At 67.9% G+C, this 18825-nt stretch carries 21 protein-coding genes; 10 read left to right on the top strand and 11 right to left on the bottom strand.

The features are described 5' to 3' along the window. Positions 1-742, top strand: a 742-nt coding sequence (locus AB0M20_RS03380) for an RICIN domain-containing protein (RefSeq protein WP_364292969.1), incomplete at its 5' end; no start/stop codon positions are given. 29 nt (positions 743-771) lie between these two features. Here the strand turns inward: AB0M20_RS03380 and AB0M20_RS03375 are convergent. Next, positions 772-2070, bottom strand: coding sequence for a PQQ-binding-like beta-propeller repeat protein (locus AB0M20_RS03375; protein ID WP_364292966.1), 1299 nt, complete (start codon positions 2068-2070; stop codon positions 772-774). Between the two features lie 74 nt (positions 2071-2144). On the opposite strand from AB0M20_RS03375, the gene AB0M20_RS03370 reads away from it, so the two are divergent. Beyond that, on the top strand, positions 2145-2792 hold the full coding sequence (locus tag AB0M20_RS03370; RefSeq protein WP_364292963.1) for a GntR family transcriptional regulator: 648 nt from the start codon (positions 2145-2147) through the stop codon (positions 2790-2792). Here the strand turns inward: AB0M20_RS03370 and AB0M20_RS03365 are convergent. Then, positions 2789-3700, bottom strand: coding sequence for an LLM class flavin-dependent oxidoreductase (locus AB0M20_RS03365; protein ID WP_364292960.1), 912 nt, complete (start codon positions 3698-3700; stop codon positions 2789-2791). The genes AB0M20_RS03370 and AB0M20_RS03365 overlap by 4 nt on opposite strands. 131 nt (positions 3701-3831) lie before the next feature. Here AB0M20_RS03365 and AB0M20_RS03360 point away from each other — a divergent pair, with 131 nt between their 5' ends. Further along, positions 3832-4815, top strand: coding sequence for an alpha/beta hydrolase (locus tag AB0M20_RS03360; RefSeq protein ID WP_364292956.1), 984 nt, complete (start codon positions 3832-3834; stop codon positions 4813-4815). 10 nt (positions 4816-4825) lie between these two features. Next, positions 4826-5785: a helix-turn-helix domain-containing protein gene (locus AB0M20_RS03355; protein ID WP_364292953.1), complete on the top strand. Its 960-nt coding sequence runs from the start codon at positions 4826-4828 to the stop codon at positions 5783-5785. 144 nt (positions 5786-5929) lie between these two features. Here AB0M20_RS03355 and AB0M20_RS03350 read toward each other — a convergent pair whose 3' ends face one another. Continuing rightward, the gene (locus AB0M20_RS03350) at positions 5930-6670 is read right to left on the bottom strand and encodes an ABC transporter permease (protein ID WP_364292950.1); all 741 of its coding nucleotides are present in this window, start codon (positions 6668-6670) and stop codon (positions 5930-5932) included. 101 nt (positions 6671-6771) lie between these two features. Between AB0M20_RS03350 and AB0M20_RS03345 the strand changes: the two genes are divergently transcribed. Next, a complete protein-coding gene (locus tag AB0M20_RS03345; RefSeq protein WP_364292947.1) occupies positions 6772-7425 on the top strand; it encodes a 4'-phosphopantetheinyl transferase superfamily protein in 654 nt (217 codons plus the stop codon). Between the two features lie 48 nt (positions 7426-7473). Here the strand turns inward: AB0M20_RS03345 and AB0M20_RS03340 are convergent, their stop codons facing one another. The 4 genes from AB0M20_RS03340 to AB0M20_RS03325 form a co-directional block, all read right to left on the bottom strand. Then, complete coding sequence (locus AB0M20_RS03340; protein ID WP_364292972.1) at positions 7474-8181, bottom strand: SigB/SigF/SigG family RNA polymerase sigma factor; 708 nt, start codon at positions 8179-8181, stop codon at positions 7474-7476. Positions 8182-8361: 180 nt separating this feature from the next. Further along, a complete protein-coding gene (gene nhaA / locus AB0M20_RS03335) occupies positions 8362-9603 on the bottom strand; it encodes a Na+/H+ antiporter NhaA (RefSeq protein WP_364292944.1) in 1242 nt (413 codons plus the stop codon). A gap of 122 nt (positions 9604-9725) precedes the next feature. Then, a complete protein-coding gene (locus tag AB0M20_RS03330; protein WP_364292941.1) occupies positions 9726-10133 on the bottom strand; it encodes a VOC family protein in 408 nt (135 codons plus the stop codon). A gap of 5 nt (positions 10134-10138) precedes the next feature. Further along, positions 10139-10582: a helix-turn-helix transcriptional regulator gene (locus AB0M20_RS03325; RefSeq protein ID WP_364292938.1), complete on the bottom strand. Its 444-nt coding sequence runs from the start codon at positions 10580-10582 to the stop codon at positions 10139-10141. A 39-nt stretch (positions 10583-10621) separates the two neighbouring features. Between AB0M20_RS03325 and AB0M20_RS03320 the strand changes: the two genes are divergently transcribed. After that, positions 10622-10975, top strand: a complete 354-nt coding sequence (locus tag AB0M20_RS03320) for a VOC family protein (protein ID WP_364292935.1) — start codon at positions 10622-10624, stop codon at positions 10973-10975. Here the strand turns inward: AB0M20_RS03320 and AB0M20_RS03315 are convergent. Together AB0M20_RS03315 and AB0M20_RS03310 are read right to left on the bottom strand one after the other, a co-directional pair. Beyond that, positions 10972-11631 carry a hypothetical protein gene (locus tag AB0M20_RS03315; RefSeq protein WP_364292932.1) on the bottom strand — a complete coding sequence of 220 codons (660 nt, stop codon included), beginning with the start codon at positions 11629-11631 and terminating at the stop codon, positions 10972-10974. The two genes, AB0M20_RS03320 and AB0M20_RS03315, sit on opposite strands and share 4 nt — an antisense overlap. Before the next feature lie 48 nt (positions 11632-11679). Then, positions 11680-12630 carry a DMT family transporter gene (locus AB0M20_RS03310; RefSeq protein ID WP_364292929.1) on the bottom strand — a complete coding sequence of 317 codons (951 nt, stop codon included), beginning with the start codon at positions 12628-12630 and terminating at the stop codon, positions 11680-11682. A 52-nt stretch (positions 12631-12682) separates the two neighbouring features. On the opposite strand from AB0M20_RS03310, the gene AB0M20_RS03305 reads away from it, so the two are divergent. Next, the gene (locus AB0M20_RS03305) at positions 12683-13258 is read left to right on the top strand and encodes a CGNR zinc finger domain-containing protein (protein ID WP_364292926.1); all 576 of its coding nucleotides are present in this window, start codon (positions 12683-12685) and stop codon (positions 13256-13258) included. Between the two features lie 842 nt (positions 13259-14100). Beyond that, positions 14101-15021 carry a hypothetical protein gene (locus AB0M20_RS03300; RefSeq protein WP_364292923.1) on the top strand — a complete coding sequence of 307 codons (921 nt, stop codon included), beginning with the start codon at positions 14101-14103 and terminating at the stop codon, positions 15019-15021. Positions 15022-15245: 224 nt separating this feature from the next. On the opposite strand, the gene AB0M20_RS03295 is transcribed toward AB0M20_RS03300, so the two are convergent. Then, positions 15246-15431, bottom strand: coding sequence for a DNA-binding protein (locus AB0M20_RS03295; protein ID WP_364292920.1), 186 nt, complete (start codon positions 15429-15431; stop codon positions 15246-15248). A 252-nt stretch (positions 15432-15683) separates the two neighbouring features. After that, positions 15684-15920: a hypothetical protein gene (locus AB0M20_RS03290; protein ID WP_364292917.1), complete on the bottom strand. Its 237-nt coding sequence runs from the start codon at positions 15918-15920 to the stop codon at positions 15684-15686. A 791-nt stretch (positions 15921-16711) separates the two neighbouring features. Between AB0M20_RS03290 and AB0M20_RS03285 the strand changes: the two genes are divergently transcribed. Both AB0M20_RS03285 and AB0M20_RS03280 read left to right on the top strand, forming a co-directional pair. Continuing rightward, on the top strand, positions 16712-17518 hold the full coding sequence (locus tag AB0M20_RS03285) for a DUF6082 family protein (RefSeq protein ID WP_364292914.1): 807 nt from the start codon (positions 16712-16714) through the stop codon (positions 17516-17518). A 157-nt stretch (positions 17519-17675) separates the two neighbouring features. After that, on the top strand, positions 17676-18563 hold the full coding sequence (locus AB0M20_RS03280; RefSeq protein ID WP_364292911.1) for a hypothetical protein: 888 nt from the start codon (positions 17676-17678) through the stop codon (positions 18561-18563). Positions 18564-18825 lie beyond the last annotated feature (262 nt).

Below are 18825 nucleotides of genomic sequence, written 5' to 3'. Positions count from 1 at the left end.
GGGGCTCAGCGCCCGCCAGCAGTGGAGCCTCAACGACTCGTCGTCCTTCTCCAGCACCCGCGAGAACGAGGCCAAGCTCAACGACTTCTGCCTGAGCCTGAAGAACCCCGGGCTGGCGGACAGCGACATCGTGCTGGGCCACTGCTCCGCCGCGGCGAACCGCAACATCTGGCGGCCGCAGCCCGGCGTCGGCGCGGGCATGTCCTCGGCGGCGACCAACCAGCTGGTCAACTTCAAGCAGTTCAGCCGCTGCCTGGACGTCACGAACTTCAAGCCGGACTGGCCGTACATGATCGTCTGGTTCTGCAAGCAGGCGCCCAACGGCGTCCCGCCGTGGAACCAGGCCTGGTACATGTCGCCGGCCGGCACCAACCTCCTCTCGAAGCGGATCCGGACGATCGACGCCAACGGCAACAGCTGGTGCCTGTCCACGCCCGGATCGGTTGCGGCCGGCCAGTACGCCACGCTCGCCGAGTGCACCCCGGACGGCGTGCTCACCGACGAGAACCTGATCTGGACCGTGTACGGCGACACCGGGGTCTACGCCAGCAGCTACCGCATCGTCGACCGGTTCGGCTACTGCCTGACGCCGACCGACCTGACGGCCAACCCGGCCGACACCCACAGCGACGGCACGGCCAAGGTCAAGCTGGCCGTCTGCAACAACTCCGAGCTGCAGAAGTGGAACGCCCCCGCCGACCTCAACACGCCGACCGCGCTCACCAACACCACGGAGAAGTGACCGGGGGCGGCCCCGGGACGAAGCCGGAGTCAGGCCTCGGGGACGCGCCAGACCTTGGTGGGGCCGTCCTCGGTCGGGCAGGCCAGGTACGCGCCCTCCTGCTCGCATCCGAAGGGCGCGACGACCGGCACCGACCCGGCCGTGCGGATCTCGCCGTCCGGGTCCACGGTCTGCACCCAGGTCTGACCGGGCACGCTCCGGTCCGCGTGCAGCAGCAGGTCGCCGACCCGCACCGAGCGGCCGAACCGGCGCAGCACCCGCCCGGTCTCCTGCGAGCGCAGGGTCAGCTCGGGCGTCTCCCCCGCGCCGCCGCCGACGATCGTCCGATCGCCGAACCGCGCCGCGAACATCAGGTCGGGCGCCGTCCAGCGCAGCGCCCCGGTGTCCGGGTCGACCGCGCCGAGGAAAGGGGTGTCCTGCCCGCCCGCCGAGACGCACCACACCCGTCCGCAGTCGGCGGCGGACCCGGTCGGCGGCACGGTGCGTTCCCACAACTCGGCGAAGGGCGCGAGCGCGTACGCCGTCATCGTGGTCCGGCCGCCGGCCGTGGTCCGCACCACCAGACGGTCGTCGCCCACGGTGCCCACCAGCGCACCGTCGACGGCCGGGTCGAAGGCCGGGCGAAGCGGCCCGCCCAGGTCGCCGCGCGAGATCTGCCGGCCGGTCTCGAAATCCAGCACCTGCACCGAACCGTCCATCCCGACCGCCACCAGTCGCTGCGGGTTCTGCTCCCACAGCACGTCCGGGCCGAAGAAGATGCGCGCGTCGACCGGCCGCGACCAGACCGTCGTGCCGGTCCGCGCGTCCGCCAGCCGCACCACCGTCCGGGTCACCTCGTCGGTGGTGAACAGCACGCCGCCGCGGCCGATGGTGACCGCCGAGGTGTTCACCGAGTCGATGTCCCAGAGCAGCTTGCCGGTGGCCGGGTCGAGGAAGCTGATCCCCACGTCGTTGCGCGCCATCAGCACCCCGGCGGCATCGCTGACCATGAGGTTCTGCACGCCCTGAGCGAGCGCGGTGGCCCACACCTCGCGGCCGGTGGTGAGGTCGAAGCGGCGTACCGCGGACTCGCTGTTCGGGTTGTTGAGGCCGTAGGTGGCGGTGTAGAGCGCGTTGGCGCCGAGCTCGAACGCGGCTGCCGGGGTGCCGCCCGCCACGAGCACCTCGGTCAGGCCGGGCGCCGGCCGGGCGGCGGCGCCGAGCGTGGCCAGGATCAGGACGATGAGGGCGAGCAGCAACGCCATGCGTGGCACCGGCGGGCGGCGTGGCCGGTCGGCGTCCGCGCCGGGCGCGGTCGCGTCGAGATCGATCATGGGTACGCCCGCCACGTCCTCATCATGCGCCGGTACAACACGTCCGGGTAGGTGACCGTTCGTCCATCACGGTGAGTAGGCTGACGGTCATGTCTTATGCGGTTCCGCCGACCCGTACGGCGGCCGTCGTCCGGCAGCTGCGTAACGAGATCGTCACCGGAGAGCTGCCGCCCGGCACACTCATCAAGGACGCCGAGCTGGCGGCCCGCCTCGGCGTGAGCATCACGCCGGTGCGCGAGGCGATCGCCCAGCTGTCCGTCGAGGGTCTGATCGACATCGCGCCGAACCGGACCCGGCACGTCACCAAGGTGACGCAGAAGAACGCTCTCGAGCTGGTCGACGTGATGGGCGTCCTGGCCTGCGCGGGCTTCGAGTGGGGGGTGGACAACCTCACCGAGACCCACCTGGACACGCTGCGTCAGCGGCAGAAGGAGTTCGTCGAGGGGCTCGCGGCGGGCAACGTGCTCGCCGCCGGTGCGGCCGGCGCCGACTTCAGCACCACGGTGATCCTGGCCAGCGGCAACCGCGAGCTGCAGTCGATGGTGGACCTGGTGGTCGCGCGTACGCTGCGTATCCTCTCGATGGCTCCGGACAGCGAGCTGTGGACCACCTGGATCCAGGGCCACGATGCGATCATCGAGCTGCTCGAGAGGGGCGACCGCGAGGGTGCGGTCGCCCGGTACAAACAGATCTATGTGGAGTATCGGGCCGTGGTCGAGAAGGCGTTCCTCGACTAAGGCCTGTTCGGTAAGGGCTTGTCCAGCGCCGCGATCAGCTCGGCCGCGTGGTCGAGCGACGAGCGGCGCAGGGCGTACCGCGTGATGCCCCACCGGCGCTCGTGCTCCCGGATCTGCTCGGCGATCTCCGCGATCGTGCCGACCAGGATGTAGGGGATCTGCCGCAGCTCGTCCACCGACATCCCGGTGTATTCGGTGAACTCCGTCAGCTCGGTCGCCGGGTCGTCGGTGACCGCGAAGTGCTGCACGAGCGCCTCGAGCGTCGTGCCACGCAGCGGCTCGACCTGCGCGTCGATCTCGTCGAGGCGCCACCGCACATCGTGCTGATGCCCGTCGGCCCGCGTCCTGCCCATGCCGCCGAGCCCGATGATGTCGGCGTTCTCGGCCGCCCAGCGCAGCAGCCGGGTGTTGCCGCCGCCGAAGAGCAGCGGCACCCTTTCCTGCACCGGGCGCGGCTTCTCGAGCTTCGCACCGGTCATCCTCAGCTCTGGGGTGTCCACTGTGACCTCCTCGCCCGCCAGCAGTCGCCTGGTTGCCTCGGCCACCGCGATGCACCGGTCCACCCGGCCGCGCACGTCGGGACGGGTCCGGCCGACCGCCGCCCACTCGGCCGGTGTGTGCCCGGCGCCGATGCCGAGGATCGCCCGCCCGCCGGAGACCACGTCGAGGGTGGCGACGTCGGTGGCGAGCAGCATCGGCTCGCGGACGCCGGCGTTCACCACGTACGCACCGAGCCGGATCCTGCTCGTCACGGCGGCGGCCGCGGCCAGGGCGACGTGCGGGGCCGTGCACGCACCGGGATGGTCGGCGCTGAGCAGGGTGTCGAAACCGGCCGCCTCGGCGCGGCGTGCGGTGTCGAGCCATTCGGCGGCGTCTTCCGGGACGACTTGCAGGGCGAAGGCGGTCATGCCCGGACCCTGCCGCCTCCGGCGGGTCGCGCGGAACCCCGTTTCGCCGTCGGCGTAGACCCGCCGGATGGCGGGTAACTTCCGCCATCTGGCGCTCGCCCGGCCCCCGGCCGCCGGATCATGCTGGGCAGATGACGACCACGCAGGCCCCGCCCGTCCCGTTCGACCCCGAGCTCGGCGCCGCGCTCAGCGTGCTCGCCGAACAGATCCCGCCGTCCATCACCCCCGAGATGATTCCGCTGATCCGCGGCGGCAACAGCGTCTTCGAACCGGTCACCGACGAGCAACTGCGCCGCGACGGCCGGTTCGAGGTGGCGGAGCGCAGCGTGCCGGGCCGCGACGGCGACCCGGACATCTCGCTCCTGATCTGCACGCCCACCGAGGTCACCGGGACGCTCGGCTGCCTCTATCACACGCACGGCGGCGGCATGATCGTCGGCGACAACCGCAGCGGCCTGGACGGCCTGCTCGATTGGGCCGAGCGGTTCGCGCTGGTGCTGGTCTCGGTGGAGTACCGCCTGGCGCCCGAGACGCCGCACCCGGGTCCGGTCGACGACTGCTACGCCGGCCTTGTCTGGACCGCGGCGCACGCCGAGCAGCTGGGCTTCGACCCGGACCGGCTGATCATCGCCGGCGGCAGCGCGGGCGGTGGGCTGGCCGCGGCGGTCACCCTGATGGCACGCGACCTGGGTGGGCCGGCGTTGCGCGGGCAGATGCTGATGTGCCCCATGCTGGACGACCGCAACAACACGCCGTCGGCGATCCAGATGGCCGGCCTGGGCGTGTGGGACCGCACCTCCAACCAGACCGGGTGGGGTGCACTGCTCGGCGACGCCGCGGGCGGGCCGGACGTGTCCCCGTACGCGGCGCCGGCCCGTGCCGAGGACCTGTCCGGGCTGCCGCCGGCCTTCATCGACGTCGGCAGCGCCGAGACCTTCCGGGACGAGGACGTCACCTACGCGAGCCGGATCTGGCAGGCCGGTGGGCAGGCCGAACTGCATGTGTGGCCGGGCGGTTTCCATGGCTTCGACGGCATGGCGCCGGCCGCCGCGGTGTCCCGGGACGCCCAGGCGGCCCGGGTCCGCTGGCTCGACCGCATCCTCGGCGCCGCGTAGCGTCACCGGCATGAAGGACCTGGCGGTCCGGCTGGCCGCGCTGGATGCCGACGCGGGCGCAGCGCTGCAGGTCATCGCGTACTTCGACCGGCTGGTCGAGGCGCGGGCCGGTCTGCCGAGCATCGTCCGCGGCGCCGCCGTGCTGGCCGGGTGCCCGGCCCGGCTGGACGACGACGAGCGCCGGGTGCGGGTCCGCATGATGCCCTCGGGCGAGGCTGCCTCTAATCCCGGTCCGCCGCGGCCGGAGTGGCCGCACATATCGGTCGGCTCGGCGACGCTCTGGCTGGAGCGGGCGGGCGAGGCCGGCCCGGTGGACGCGATGGTGCTGGAGAGGGCGGGCGGTGCGGCGGGAGCGGTGCTCGAGCGCACGTTGGGCCGCGTGCCGGCGGCGGATCCCGCGTCGTTCGAGCTGATCGTCGACGCGGCGGCTTCTCCCGAGGTACGCGTGCAGGCGGCCCGCCGTCTCGGCCTGGCGGAGCCCGCGTACGCGATGGTGACCGCGGCCGGAACCACCCACGTGCTCGCCGCGACCGATCCGCCCGCGCCGGGACGGGCCGGCATCGGCCCGGCCGGCCCGATCCTCGACCTGCCCGCCTCGCACGCCGCCGCCCACCTCGCGCTGCGGTTCACCGCGGCCGGCACCGACGAGGACCCCGGGCCGCTCGTCGTGCATCACGCCGACCTGGGCGGCCTGGCGCTGCTGGCCGAGCACGCGGGCGAGCCGATCCCCGACGTTCGCGCGCTGGAGCACGCCGCGGCCGCCGCGCCCTGGATGCTGAGCACGCTCTACGCCGTCTCGGCGACGTCGAGCCTGCGCGGCGCGGCGGCGATGCTGCGGGTGCATCACTCGACGTTGCAGGACCGGATCATCCACGCCGAGCACCTGCTCACCTGGAACGTCCGCGAGCCCACGGGCCGCCTCCGCCTCCAGCTGGCCCTGGCCCTGCGCCGCCTGACCAAGAACTGGTAGCCCACCCACGCGCCGGAACCCCGCAAAGGTGGCCCAGCTACCACTGTTCGCTCGCACCCACGACCCGCAACCCGAAGTGGTAGCCCACCCACGCGTTCGAGGCCCGCACAGGTGGCTCAGCTACCACTCTCCCCGGCGTGGCGGTCACTCCCAGCGGAAGAAGCGGGCGGCGGCGAAGCCGAAGACCGCCAGGTATGCCGCCACCACCGTGACCGACAGCATGCTCGGCCAGTGGCCGGTGCCGGCCGCCTGCAGCGCGGCCTGCCCGGCGCCCAGCGGCGTCACCTCACCGATCCGCTGCAACACGTCCGGCATCACCTCGCGCGGGGTGTAGACGCCGGCGAAGAAGATCGACGGGAAGAACACCGCCATGCCGATGCCGCCGGCCGCCTTGCCACTCGGCGCCACCGCGGCCACGAAGACGCCGATCGACAGCACGGCCGCCGCGCACAACAGGAACGACACCGCGTAGACCAGCGGATGCGCCGGCAACGCAACGTCGAAGGCGACCCGGCCCACCACCAGGACCAGCACGGCCGAGGCGATCGCCACCGCCAGCATCACCGTGACCTGCGCCCCCAGCAGCATCACCGGCCGGGCCGGCGTGGTTGCCAGCCGCCGCAGGATGCCCTTCTCGCGGTAGGTGGCGAGGATCTGCGGCATGGTCTGGAACGCGATCATCGCCAGGATCAGGGCCAGCGTGATCGGTACGTAGAAGTCGATCACCCGCAGCCCACCGAGGTCGGGCGTCGGCTCCCGGAACGATGGGATGCAGCCCAGGATGATCACCAGGACAGTCGGGAAGAAGAGCCCGAACGCAGCCACCATGGGTTCCCGCCGCAACAGGACGAGTTCGGACTTGGCGAGCTTGAGAAAGATGTGCATGACTCGACTGTCGCCGCGGCTGAGGGTCGATCCATCAACCGGCGGCGGTGTCCGGCGGTCCACCGATCGGTGGATGGGGGTCACCCGTCTACTGTCGAGCAGTGATCGGCGATCTTCTCCCGTCCTCGGTGTCGAGCTGTGAGGCATTCCGGGACGAGCCGGGCGAACCGCCGTTCCCCGGTGAGGAGCAGGTCATCGCGCGGGCGGTCGAGGAGCGCCGCCGCGAGTTCGTCACGGCCCGCCGGTGCGCCCGCGAGGCGCTGGCCCGCATCGGCGTGCCCCCGGTCGCGATCCTGCCGGGCGTGCGTCGCGCGCCGCAGTGGCCGGCCGGAGTGGTCGGCAGCATCACGCACTGCACGGGCTACCGCGCCGCCGCGGTGGCGCGCGCCACCCGGCTGGCCGCCCTGGGCATCGACGCCGAGCCGCACGAGCCGCTGCCGGAGGGCGTCTTCGCCACGGTCTCGGTGCCCGCCGAGCGCCCGCATCTTGCCGAGCTGGCGCGGCGGGCCCCGGGCACGCACTGGGAACGTTTGCTCTTCACCGCCAAGGAGTCGGTCTTCAAGGCGTGGTATCCGCTGACCGGGCGCGAGCTGGGGTTCGAGGAGGCGGCGCTGACCTTCGGGCCGGACGGCACCTTCACCGCCGAGGTGCTGGCGCCCGACCCGGTGCTGCGCGGCTTCAGCGGCCGCTGGCGGGTCTCGCGGGGTCTGGTACTCACCGCGGTGGTGGTCCGCCCGGACGCGCTCCGGCGCTGACCCGGCCGCATCGGTCCAGGTCAGCGCCGGAGACGCTGCAAAAGATCGTCAGCTGAGCTGGCCCCGGAGCTTCCCGAGGGCCCGGGTGATCAGCCGGGAGACGTGCATCTGAGAGATGCCCACCTGCTCGGCGATCTCGGTCTGGGTCAGGTTGCCGTAGAAGCGCAGGGTCAGGATCCGCTGCTCGCGCTCGTCAAGAGTGGCCAGTGCCGGACCCAGGGCGATGCGGGCCTCGGCCAGCGCGTACCCCTCGTCCTCGCCGCCCAGGGTCTCACCCAGCTCGCTGCTGCCGTCGTTGCCGACCGGCGTGCTCAGCGAGGTGGCGTGGTACGCGCGGGCGCCCTCCAGCCCCTCGAGCACCTCCTCCTCGGTGATGCCGAGGTGGACGGCGATGTCGGCGACCGTCGGCGAGCGGCCCAGGCTGTGCGTCAGCGCGGCGTTCGCACTGGTGATCGCGAGGCGCAGCTCCTGCAGCCGGCGGGGCACGCGGATCGCCCACGTGCGATCGCGGAAGTGACGCTTGATCTCGCCGATGATGGTCGGGATCGCGTACCCGGCGAAGTCGATGCCGTAGCTGGGGTCGAACTTGTCGACCGCCTTGATCAAGCCGATGACGGCGGTCTGGATCAGATCGTCGTTCGGCTCGCCGCGGCCGGAGTAACGGGTGGCCAGGTGCCGGGCCAGCGGCAGCCAGGCCTCGATCGCGCGCTCGCGCAACCGAGGACGGGACGGGTGACCGACGGGCATCGCCGCCATCGCGTTCAGCAGGTCGCTGGCGTTGTCAGCGGTGCGACTACTGGTCAGCGGGCTGTTCTCCGGCGTTCGTACCGCGGTCTTCAGGGTCATGCAAGCCTCCCGGCCTCGTTGCAGCTCCGCGATGTTTGCCCAACCGCAACGAAAACTAACCCCGGTCGGTGGAAAGAATCCCGAAGACACTCATCCGGGGTCGCGCTGGTACACGTCCGGGACGCCGTCCGCGTCGGCGTCGACGCTCTCCTCGGCGGCGATCCGTCGGTAGATCCGGTTGCGGAGCCGCAGCAGCACCGCGCCGCAGACCGCCGCGATCAGTGAGCCGGACAGGATGCCGAGCTTCGCATGCTCGGCACCCGCGCTGCCGGCCCCGAAGGCCAGCTCGCCGATCAGCAACGCCACGGTGAACCCGATGCCGCCCAGCATCGCCACGCCCAGGACGTCCCACCAGCTCAGTCCCTCGGCCAGCCGGGCCCGGGTGAAGCGCTGCACCAGCCACGTCGAGGCGGTGATGCCGACCGTCTTGCCGACGACCAGTCCGGCCGCGACGCCCAGGAAGATCGGATCGCGCACATCCCCGCCGGCGATCGAGACACCGGATGCGAAGAACGCGAAGACCGGCACCGCCAGCCCCGCCGACAGCGGGCGCAGCCGGTGCTCGAAGCGCTCGGCCAGCCCGGCGCGCACCGGCACGGTGAACGCCAGCAGCACCCCGGCCACCGTGGCGTGCACCCCGGACGCGTGCATCAGACCCCACGCCACCACCGCGAGCGGGACCAGCGCCCACCAGGCCCGTACGCCCCGCTGCACCAGCACGCCGAACACCGCGATCGGCAGCAGCGCCAGCAGCAACAACAGAAGGTGCAGCGTACTGGTGTAGAAGACCGCGATCACGCTGATCGCCAGCAGGTCGTCGACCACCGCGAGGGTCAGTAGGAAGGTGCGCAGCGCGGTCGGCAGGCTGGTGCCGATCAGGCCCAGCACGGCGAGGGCGAAGGCGATGTCGGTGGCCGTCGGGATCGCCCACCCCTGGAGCCCTCCGCCGTCCATCGTCAGGTTGATCGCGACATAGATCAGCGCCGGCACCGCCATGCCGCCCACCGCGGCCGCCACCGGCAGCGCGGCGCGCCGCGGATCCCGCAGGTCACCGGCCACGAACTCGCGTTTGAGCTCCAGCCCCGCCACGAAGAAGAAGATCGCCAGCAGGCCGTCGGCCGCCCAGGCGGAGAGCGGGAGATCGAGGTGCAGGGCGCCCGGGCCGAGCCGGACCGCGGACAGATCGCGGTACGTGTCCCCCCACGGCGAGTTGGCCCAGGCCAGTGCGAGCACCGCCGCACCCAGCAGCAGCAGGCCGCCGACCGTCTCGATGCGCAACACGTCCGCGATGCGGCGCGCCTCGGGCCAGGTGCCGCGGTCGAAAAGCCTCACGAAGAGCCTCCGGTGGGGTCGGTGCAGTGACCGCCGACCAGACTTCCCGGCACACCTACCCAAAGCCTACCGGCACCTCGTCACCGAGGCGTCAAGGACGGACGCCGTGGCACCAACCGACCTCAGCCCTGCTGGTTGATGCGGACCTGGTTGCCCGCCGGGTCGCGGAAGGCGCAGTCGCGGAAGCCGTACGGCTGATCGATCGGCTCCTGAACCACCTCGGCGCCGCTGGCCTGCACCTGCTCGAAGACGGCGTCCACGTCCGGGGTGCTCAGCACGATCGCCGCGAAGCTGCCCTTCGCCATCATCTCGGCGATCGTGCGGCGCTCCTCGTCGGTCAGCCCCGGGTCGACCGCCGGCGGGTGCAGGACGATCGAGGTTTGCTGGCCCTTGGGGGCGACGGTGATCCAGCGCATGTCCCCGTATCCGACGTCGTTGCGGACCTCGAAGCCGAGGATGTCGCGGTAGAAGGCGAGCGACTTCTCCGGGTCGTCCGCCGGGAGGAAGGTGTTGTGGATGGTGAGGTTCATGCAGTTCACGATAGGGGCGCGCGGACCGGCGGAGCTTCTTGATTCCTGATCGGTCGCATCACCTGCTTGGCCAGGCAGCTCGGGATGCCGGCGCCGTCCTCGGCGGCGACCCGCTTGTAGACGCTGGGTGAGATGCCGACCAGCTCGGTGAAGCGGGTGCTGAAGGTGCCCAGCGAGGAGCACCCGACCTCGAAACAGACGTCGGTGACGGACAGGTCGCCACGGCGCAGCAGGGTCATGGCGCGCTCGATCCGCCGGGTCATGAGATAGCTGTAGGGAGACTCGCCGTAGGCGGCACGGAACTGCCGGCTGAGATGCCCGGCCGACATGTGTACGCCGCGCGCGAGCGCCTCGACGTCGAGCGGCTGCGCATAGTCGCGATCGATCCGATCACGCACGCGCCGCAGCAGCCTCAGCTCCTGCAGCCGCGGGTCGGCCTTCTCGGTCACAGGCACCAGGTTCCCCCGCCAGGGCCTACGCTTCAAGTCGTGCGCCTTCGTCATCTCGGGTTGCCCGTGCACAACGTCGACCGCAGCCTGACCTTCTACGCGACCTACTTCGGCTTCGACCCGGCCGCCGCCCGGACGTACCCGGACGGCACGGTGATCGTGCGCGACGCCGACGGCTTCGATCTGGCGCTGCACGCGGCCGAGGAGACGAAGTCACCGACGTTCTTCCACTTCGGCTTCGCCCTGCCGACACCGGAGGCGGTCCACGCCGTTCGCGCCCGCCTGGAAACCGACGGCGTCCCGATCGTCGAACGAGACGACGAACCGGACCTCGTGTCGTTCAAGTGCGAGGACCCGGACGGCTGGCGGGTCGAGGTGTACTGGGAGCCCTAGTCGCTGCCCGTCTCGAGCGCGTACGCGAGGGCCACTACGGACGCGGCGTGCGCGGAGATCTCGTTCAGGTCGAGGCGGCCGGGCCGGTGGCAGAGCAGCTCGGTGCCGTAAACGCTCCACGACGGCGGCGCCTGCCCGTTCAGCTGGGCGAGGATCAGCGGCGCGGAGAACCACCGGCCGACGACGGCGGGCATGTCGGTCTCGATGCGGAACCGGCGGTCGAACTCGGGATGGCCGGTGGCGGTGGCGCCAGGGCCGAGCATCTTCTGCTTGATGCGGGACCCGGCGCCGCGAGGCTCGAGCCGGGCGGCGGGAAGCGGCCGCCCGAGCGCCGCCGCGGACACCACCCAGAAGTGGGTGTTCTGAACATTCTCGGTGGCGGCGTCGGTGACCGAATACTCCCCCACGTTGACCCGCCGCCCGTCGATGACGGCGGTGAACAGATCCTCGACACCGTTCCGGTTGCCGCCGGGCAGGTGACGCCCCCAGTCGACGCCGGGCCGATGACTGTAGGTCCACCCGTTGCGCTCGCCCCAGACCCGCATCCGCTCGCGGCGCCGCCGCTGCCCGCGGGCCCCGACAAGGGCGAGGACCACAACCAACAGCGTGACGGCGACGCAAGCCACGACGCCCACACCGACGAGGGAGTCACTCATCGTTCCCACGCCCCGACGACCAGATGCAGACCCGGCTCATCCGAGGCATTATGCGGGCGAGGCCGCCGACCCCGCTGCCCCGCGATCGGCGCAGCCGTCCGGGTCGCCGGTGGCCTCCCGCGTCTCCGGCTGCTGCCGATCCCGTGGTTTGAGGGTCAGCCGGAGACCCGCCGCGGCGATGGCCAGACCCAGCACCGTGTTGATGCCCATCGGTGCACCCATGATCAGCCAGGCCGCGATCGCGGTGACGGCGGGCACGACGAACAACAGGCTGGTGGCGCGGGTGGCGCCACGTTGCTTGATCAGGGCGAAGAGGAGCAACGGGCCGACCACGCCAGGGATCAGGGCGATCCACAGCAGTGAGGTGATCGCGCGGGTCGTCCCGGGGATGGCGAGCGAGCCTTCGGCCGGCGCCCAAGCGGCCATCACCAGGGTGGCGGCCGCGATCTCGGTCGCCGCGAGTGCTGCGGGTCCGGCGCTGGTCCTCAGCCGGCTCTGCAGAAGTGTCCCGGCGGTGAGTCCGGCGAGGCCGAGCAGAGTCCAGGCGAGGGCGGACGGGTGCGGGGGCCGGCCGAGCCGGTCGGCCAGGGTGACCGCGACGCCGACGACACCCAGCGCGATTCCCGCCCAGTGCCGCATCGTGATCCGGTCCCATCGCAGAACCGCGCTGGCCGCTGCCACCAGTAGCGGAGCGGAGCAGGCGATCAACGCTGTGGTCGATGCCGGCGTGCCATCGGCCATGCCGATGTAGAGGCCGCCGAACTGCACGGTGAACAGCAGCACCCCGATCAGCGCCGCGGCGCCCAGGGCACGGCCCCGCGGCCAGATCTCCCGCCGGTGGCGGGCGATCCCGGCGAGCATGATCCCGCCGAGCACGAACCGCCACAGGTTGGCGGCCAGCGGGGCGATGGCCGACGTCGCGATCGAGCCGCCGATGTATCCGCTGCTCCATACGCCGACAAACAGGACCCCGCTGCGATCTAGATGTAACGCCTTCATGCGTTACACGTTAGCCCTGGCTTGTAACATGTCAACCCGTTACACTCGCGTTGTGAGCGACTTCCGCACCGGGAACGGCGCAGACTGGCTGGACTGGTTGGCGACCCTGCTCGGCCGCTATCAGCCCACGCAGGTCGAGATGCTCTCGGACCCCGCCGCGGTGCAGGCGTGGCTCGCAGAGCACGGGATGGAGCCGGTCACCGCGGTGTCGGCTGCGGACCTCCAGGCGGCCCGATCCCTGCGCGAGGCCATGCATCGCACGGCCGCGGCCGTGATGCGGGGGCGGTCACCCGCCGTCTCCGACGTGCGGATCCTGCAAGAGGCGCTGGCCTGGGATCAGCCGTTGCGCATCCGGCGCACGGGCTCGGAACTTCAGCTCACCCGCCCCGCCGACGCCTCCGTAGCCCTGGGCCGGCTGGCCCGCCAAGCGGCCGTCGATCTCACCGGACCGACCCGCGAGCGACTTCGCGCCTGCGGAGACGACACCTGCTCCGGAATCTTCATCGACCACACCGGCCGGCGACGCTGGTGCTCCGACGAGCGGTGCGGGGTCCGCGCCCGGGTACGCGCACACCGCGCCCGCGCCCGCACGGGAGAACCACGAACAGCGAAAAAGGGCCGACCCTAAAGTCAGCCCTTGATCAACGATCTGGTGGAGCTGAGGGGACTCGAACCCCTGACCCCCACACTGCCAGCGCGGAGCGAGGACATTCGACACGTCCATGAGGAGTGCCGGCCAGCGGTGTCATGTCCGACCATGGTCGCTCCAGATCGCCTCTGACCGCGCTCGTTGCCGTCAACCGCTGCCGTCAGCCAGAGCGACCGCGGGGCTGGCCCAGCGGATGCTACGACTGGTGTTCTGCTAGTCGGGATTCCGCCGAGCCCAAGCGCCCCTCACATGGCGGAGGGACGCTATTACGGCCGAAGCGACAGTACGCGTTAACACCTATCCGACTCCGAAGTTGCCCGACTGCACGCAATACGGACTACGCGGCAACTTAGCGGCGGCGAGTTGATCCGCCGAGAAGTCGCCCGAGACCCTGTTTCCGTTAGTGTGCGCAGGAACAGCCATCTCCATGTCGTCACCCAACCGCTGGCGAGCCCGCCAGAACTCGTTTCGCACCTGATTGGCACTCGGAAGCGCTTGCTTAATCGTTTGCGCCGCGTATTGGAACCCTCTACCACGGGAAGATCTTCTCCGACTAACCCCCGCGCCACCGGCCACCAGCCAGACGATCTAGCCGTAGGGTGCTTCTCTTGCTCAAGTAGCCCTGCTCGCTTGTCGTCTGCGGCAGCCGTCAAGACCTGGGTGAACGCTGGCTACTCTGCTCAACGCGGTATCGGAAGGGCTCTTTGCCGGGCACTCAAGCATTGATGCCCGTAGAGATCGATACAAACGATCACAATCGGGTGACGTACACAGTGATCGCCCCTGTTCAACAACCGTGCCTTAGAGCTAGTATTTCGGCCATGGTGGCTATACATCTAGCGGCTGCTGCTGACGAATCGTCCGGGTTGGCTTCTAACAGATTACTCTTGGCTGCGGTCGGTGCAGTACTCGGCTTCATTAGCGGCTATTTTCTGGAGATAGTTAAGACAAGGCGGGGCCCAAGGACCGCCCTTTCATGGGAATTGTTGATCGATGAACCGAAGTTGAGTTACGGCGCGACGAAGTCCGATCGCCTTAAGATCAGTTACCTTGGGCGCGAGGTTGACCGACTGGTAAGCGTGCGGTTCACGATTAGCAACACTGGAAACACCGCCATAAAGAATCAATTCATTCGATTCAAGATACCGGGCGACGCACGAATACTTCACCGCGAGATTGACCCAACCCCAGAGCCGGAGATGGGAGTCTTGGACATCTCCGACGAGGACCCGAAGTTTGAGGGGCCTAGGTATAAGATTAACCAGCTCGACCCGGGGGAAGCGGTCTCCTTCTTCCTGGCATCAGAAGGAGGCAGCTGGCAGCAGTGGAATGGTGTGGTTCTTCGAAATGAAGAAATGGACGTGTCTTATCAGCGTCGAGACGTAGCGCAGCGTCGAGACGACCAAAAGCACGTCGCGCCCTTCCTGTTTGGCCTGGCAGCGATCGTCATAGTAACAACGTTGGCGGGCGCCGCAGCATTGATTATCTGGATTCTAAGTAAGTTCTACTTCACCGAGATCGCGTACCTAGTGATCATCCTTGTTGTGACGTTGCTCCTTTCCGCTTCGGCCGCTTATCTCCTCTCACATGCAGTCCGCGCCACGCGCTCAATTGCTCAATGGGTCACTGGAATTAGTGGGCGGCTCCCGACACTTGAAGCTTCCGGCGGAAGTTGGTTTGCGTATGCACCGAACGGTGTGGTTCGCGTTGAAATGCAGGACAAGGTGTCAGAGTCAGAATAGCCGGGTGCGGAAGATGCAGAACAAGCAATGGAGGACCAATGCCGGATCTATGGTTCTTCGTTCGTAAGGCGCTGGCAGCGAGGACCAGCACAACCGCGTAGGTTCGTCTCGTCCAGGTCGGCGGCATGGTCCGTCCGGGCGTGGGCTGTGGCCGGTGCAGCGGTTGATGTCAGATCTGGATGTCGAACGACGGATCGGCCCGCGGACCTATCGTGGCGGCGTGCTTAGGGAGCGGCGTCATCAGCAGAGGGCCGGTGCTGCTCGATCCATGCTTCGACGTCTTCCCGCCTCCAGACTTTGCCTTGCGTCAGTTGCGCGTAGGGCGCCGGCCAATCGGCGCGACAGGTGAGCTGGTAGACGCGCTGCCGGCTGATACCGCCCAGTCGCTGCCTAATTTCCGCGGCACCCATGAGTGGACTGTGCATACGACCAGATTACAAGCGTCAACGGGCGAAGTTATCCACAGGTCGGCTTCGGCAGCCGTCGACAGATGCAAGACTGTTGGCGTTGGCGAGGTCACTCCTCATCTGCCGGCCACGGTCGTCACGACAGGTGGGCGGAGCAAGAGCAGCGGGCCACCGGCGCAATGCGCTGGCACATGAGGTCTCGGGGGCAGGCGGGTCCTCGGGGCCTCGCCTCCCTGACAGAAGTTCGTCTACGGCCTAGCGTTCGACGGTGATCCGGCCCCAATTCGACAGCTCTGGGGGCACGGCCTGCTTCATCCGATCCACCATCTGGCGGGCGTCTTCTTCGGCGTCGAAGTAATGCGTCACGGTGTCGCCATCGGATCCGCCGATGCGGCCAAGCACCTGCCACCCGGTCTCTGTGCGGATCAAGTAAATGTCCCGCCGAGCGCCTCGGTAACGCCGGTTGAACCAGTGCTCTACCCGCTGTGCCATGTGCGGCAGGCTAGAACATACGTTCTAGCAGCGCAATCGGCCAGAGCCTCTGACCTGCACAAACTTCAACCGTGTAGTTCGTCGCAGCGTGTTGCACGGTCGGACGTCACGGGTAAGTCTGATCTTGCAGTCGGGTGCCGGGGCACGGCTGGAAGCAATGCGGCAGATGGATAACCATCCGCACCCACCCTCCGCCAGGCACCCGACCGCTACAGTCATCGACCCGTGACCGATCGAGTCCCGGCAGTGCGGTTGCTCAGGAGCAACACTGCTGGTCAACCGCCGGCTCACGTCAGGGGCGCACAGATGTGGCCGGATTCGTTGCTGTACTTCCCTGCTGTACGCACGGCCCGCCGACCTTCGGGTTAGAAGTAGATCAGCACGGGCTAGCAGGGGAGCGGCGCCCCTGCTCAGCCTGTCTGTCGATGTCGGCAACGTAGGCGTCGGCGTGGCGGCTTGGCTGTACGGCTGGCTGTACAAGGGAGGGCCGGCGCTCGTGGGTGAACCGTGAGCCGTGGGTCAACGGAGCTAGGGCGAACTCCGTAACCATCATGTCCACGCAGTGGAGTCACAAGCGGCGGTCATACTGTTAAGGGCATGTGTGGCGGCTGTGGTTGCCGTTAGCGGTGCTGTCACATGCACGTTCTAGCTAGTTCCATGTTAAGGGCTTGCGACTGAGCGTCATCATCAGGAGCATAGACGCCCTATATCGACTGACTGTCGTTGTTGTTGGTCAGCAATGGGTGTCTCGCCAGCGTTCACACTCTGCGTAGGACCAGGATGGAGATACGTTGCTCGCCTTCAAGCGCATTGTTGATCGCGCAAGCCGTTTGCAGCCGTGGCAGATTGCCCTCACACTCGGCGCAAGTTTGACGGGTGTGGTGATTGCCTCACCTTTCCTTACTTCCTGGATGGCATCCCTTCCGCTGGACTGGCAAGATCTAAGCAATGTCGGTCAAGCCTACGGGGCAATATCTGCGGTGCTATCTGGCATCGCGCTTTGTGGGATCACCGCATCTTTGCTAATGCAGAGACAGCAATATCGCCTAAGTGAGCATCAGAGCGTGAGGCAGCGCCACCATGATTTGATCAAGATGACATTCGAGGATCCGTCATTGAAGGCTTGCTGGGGTGAAAGTTCGAGCGGGACAGGGCTAACGGAGAATGAGGCGGCATACTGCAACTTAATCGTCGACTACTGGCATATGCTGTGGCGCATCAGCCAGATAAATTCAGAGAATCTCCAACGGATCGCGTCGTCATTCTTCAACGGAGAAGTTGGGCGAACTTATTGGTCGGTGTACGGGAAAAACTGGCTGTCAGACGGTGACCGTCGGACCGCTGCCTTCCGAGCCATACTTGATATCGAGCTCGCACGCGCAATCGCCGGCGGACCCCCGGCTGTTTGTCGTATCGAAGGCGATGGCGAAGCAGCGGTTGGAACTAGCGCCGACGCGAACGCTGGGCTGAGCAAGGGGTCCGGTAACGACTCGCGCAACCTCATGGCGGCTGCGGCGGTCGTCGGCGCCTTCGTTGCCCTAACTATCAGGAGAATTGTTGCCCGTAGCCTGGAGGCGCCCCCGAAGATCCGATCTTGATCTACTCACCCGTCGGGACTTGGAGACCATCACGAGGCAATGCCCTCAACGCGCGCTGCCCGCATCCTTCGATCTTGGCGCAACCGGTGACTCTCGGTAGCATAGTTGACACACTGTGTTATGTTTGCAAGACAGTGCCTTTCCGGAAGTGACGCCCATGATCGCGAATCAGTGGTTCGAAATTGTCGGTGGCATAGTCTCCATCATCGCATTCGTATTTTCAGTATGGGTGTGGATGAAGTCGGATATGAAGGTACGGGAACTCCGCGCTGTTATACAGACCGCTTACGATGTGTGCGGTTCGATAATGTGGGAGATCTCGCGGCATCCCGGCGATGATGATTCTGTGCGTTTAAGACACGTTGAAAGTGCGCTTGGACAAGTCGCTGCCATCCAGACGTTGACGAGTAAGTACGCAGACAGGGCGTCCAGCCGACGTCGCACTGATATCGACGCACTGGCAGAGCGCGGGGTCCTTTGGCCAAGTGACATGATCTGGGGCCTCGAAAACTCGGGTCGCGTACGTGAGGTTTGGCTCGTCACACCGGATTTTGAGCCCGACCGATCGGACAAGGAGGTCGGGTCGTCGGTTGGCCGAAATGTCCGACGCGGGACACGGTACGTTTACTTCGTCCCTGAAGACATCGGTGATCTCGAAGAGCTGAAAGCCGGGCTACTTGAGAATCTCGGCTTGGCCAAGGCGCAGCGCTTGATGAATCGGATCACCATCGTGCCCGTAGACCGGAAAGTCGAAAATAACTTGTTCCAACGCGGCAATTCGATTCTTTTCTTTGAAGGTGACCCTGCAACAGCAGCCTTCTACGCGCTCGAAGAGGTCGTACTGACGAAAATTCCAACACGTGGCAGCTTCTGGCAGGAGCACCCTAAATCTGTAGCCGATGAGCTTCGGCGTGAGCTACGTCGGCTTCTCGTTCCACTTAGCATTGAACGGCACCCAGGTGTCGCACCGGGCTCGATCAATCATCTAACTGACGCGGGGGCCGGCCTACCGGACGCAGACGAGCCACGGGTAGCTGAAGCCTAGTCGCTTACTCGGCGAATTCTGGAACGCCTGAATCCGGCGTACAGGCCGACTCGTCCCCCGCCCCTAAGGTCACGCCCTCGGGGGGCAACCCTAACCAGCGGTTATAGCTCAGCATTAATGGCTACCGATGGTCATCATTGGCCGTCCCCGGGTGCCCTGCAGACGCCCTGACGCCCTGGAGACGCCCTGATGTTGGCGCTAGCCGGTTGTCCTCACGGCTGCTAGATCATCTTCCCCACCCGGGCGGGTTGATGTTAGTTGG

Source organism: Actinoplanes sp. NPDC051633, assembly GCF_040681735.1.
In the GTDB taxonomy this organism is placed as follows: Bacteria; Actinomycetota; Actinomycetes; order Mycobacteriales; family Micromonosporaceae; genus Actinoplanes.
This window is presented reverse-complemented; position numbering and strand designations above follow the sequence as displayed.

Bases quoted from the DNA above. Each gene is read 5' to 3' on its own strand.
- AB0M20_RS03370 (WP_364292963.1), top strand. From the start codon at position 2,145: ATGTCTTATGCGGTTCCGCCGACCCGTACGGCGGCCGTCGTCCGGCAG.
- AB0M20_RS03365 (WP_364292960.1), bottom strand. From the start codon at position 3,700: ATGACCGCCTTCGCCCTGCAAGTCGTCCCGGAAGACGCCGCCGAATGG.
- AB0M20_RS03360 (WP_364292956.1), top strand. From the start codon at position 3,832: ATGACGACCACGCAGGCCCCGCCCGTCCCGTTCGACCCCGAGCTCGGC.
- AB0M20_RS03355 (WP_364292953.1), top strand. From the start codon at position 4,826: ATGAAGGACCTGGCGGTCCGGCTGGCCGCGCTGGATGCCGACGCGGGC.
- AB0M20_RS03350 (WP_364292950.1), bottom strand. From the start codon at position 6,670: ATGCACATCTTTCTCAAGCTCGCCAAGTCCGAACTCGTCCTGTTGCGG.
- AB0M20_RS03340 (WP_364292972.1), bottom strand. From the start codon at position 8,181: ATGGCGGCGATGCCCGTCGGTCACCCGTCCCGTCCTCGGTTGCGCGAG.
- AB0M20_RS03330 (WP_364292941.1), bottom strand. From the start codon at position 10,133: ATGAACCTCACCATCCACAACACCTTCCTCCCGGCGGACGACCCGGAG.
- AB0M20_RS03315 (WP_364292932.1), bottom strand. From the start codon at position 11,631: ATGAGTGACTCCCTCGTCGGTGTGGGCGTCGTGGCTTGCGTCGCCGTC.
- AB0M20_RS03310 (WP_364292929.1), bottom strand. From the start codon at position 12,630: ATGAAGGCGTTACATCTAGATCGCAGCGGGGTCCTGTTTGTCGGCGTA.
- AB0M20_RS03300 (WP_364292923.1), top strand. From the start codon at position 14,101: ATGGTGGCTATACATCTAGCGGCTGCTGCTGACGAATCGTCCGGGTTG.
- AB0M20_RS03295 (WP_364292920.1), bottom strand. From the start codon at position 15,431: ATGGGTGCCGCGGAAATTAGGCAGCGACTGGGCGGTATCAGCCGGCAG.
- AB0M20_RS03290 (WP_364292917.1), bottom strand. From the start codon at position 15,920: ATGGCACAGCGGGTAGAGCACTGGTTCAACCGGCGTTACCGAGGCGCT.
- AB0M20_RS03280 (WP_364292911.1), top strand. From the start codon at position 17,676: ATGATCGCGAATCAGTGGTTCGAAATTGTCGGTGGCATAGTCTCCATC.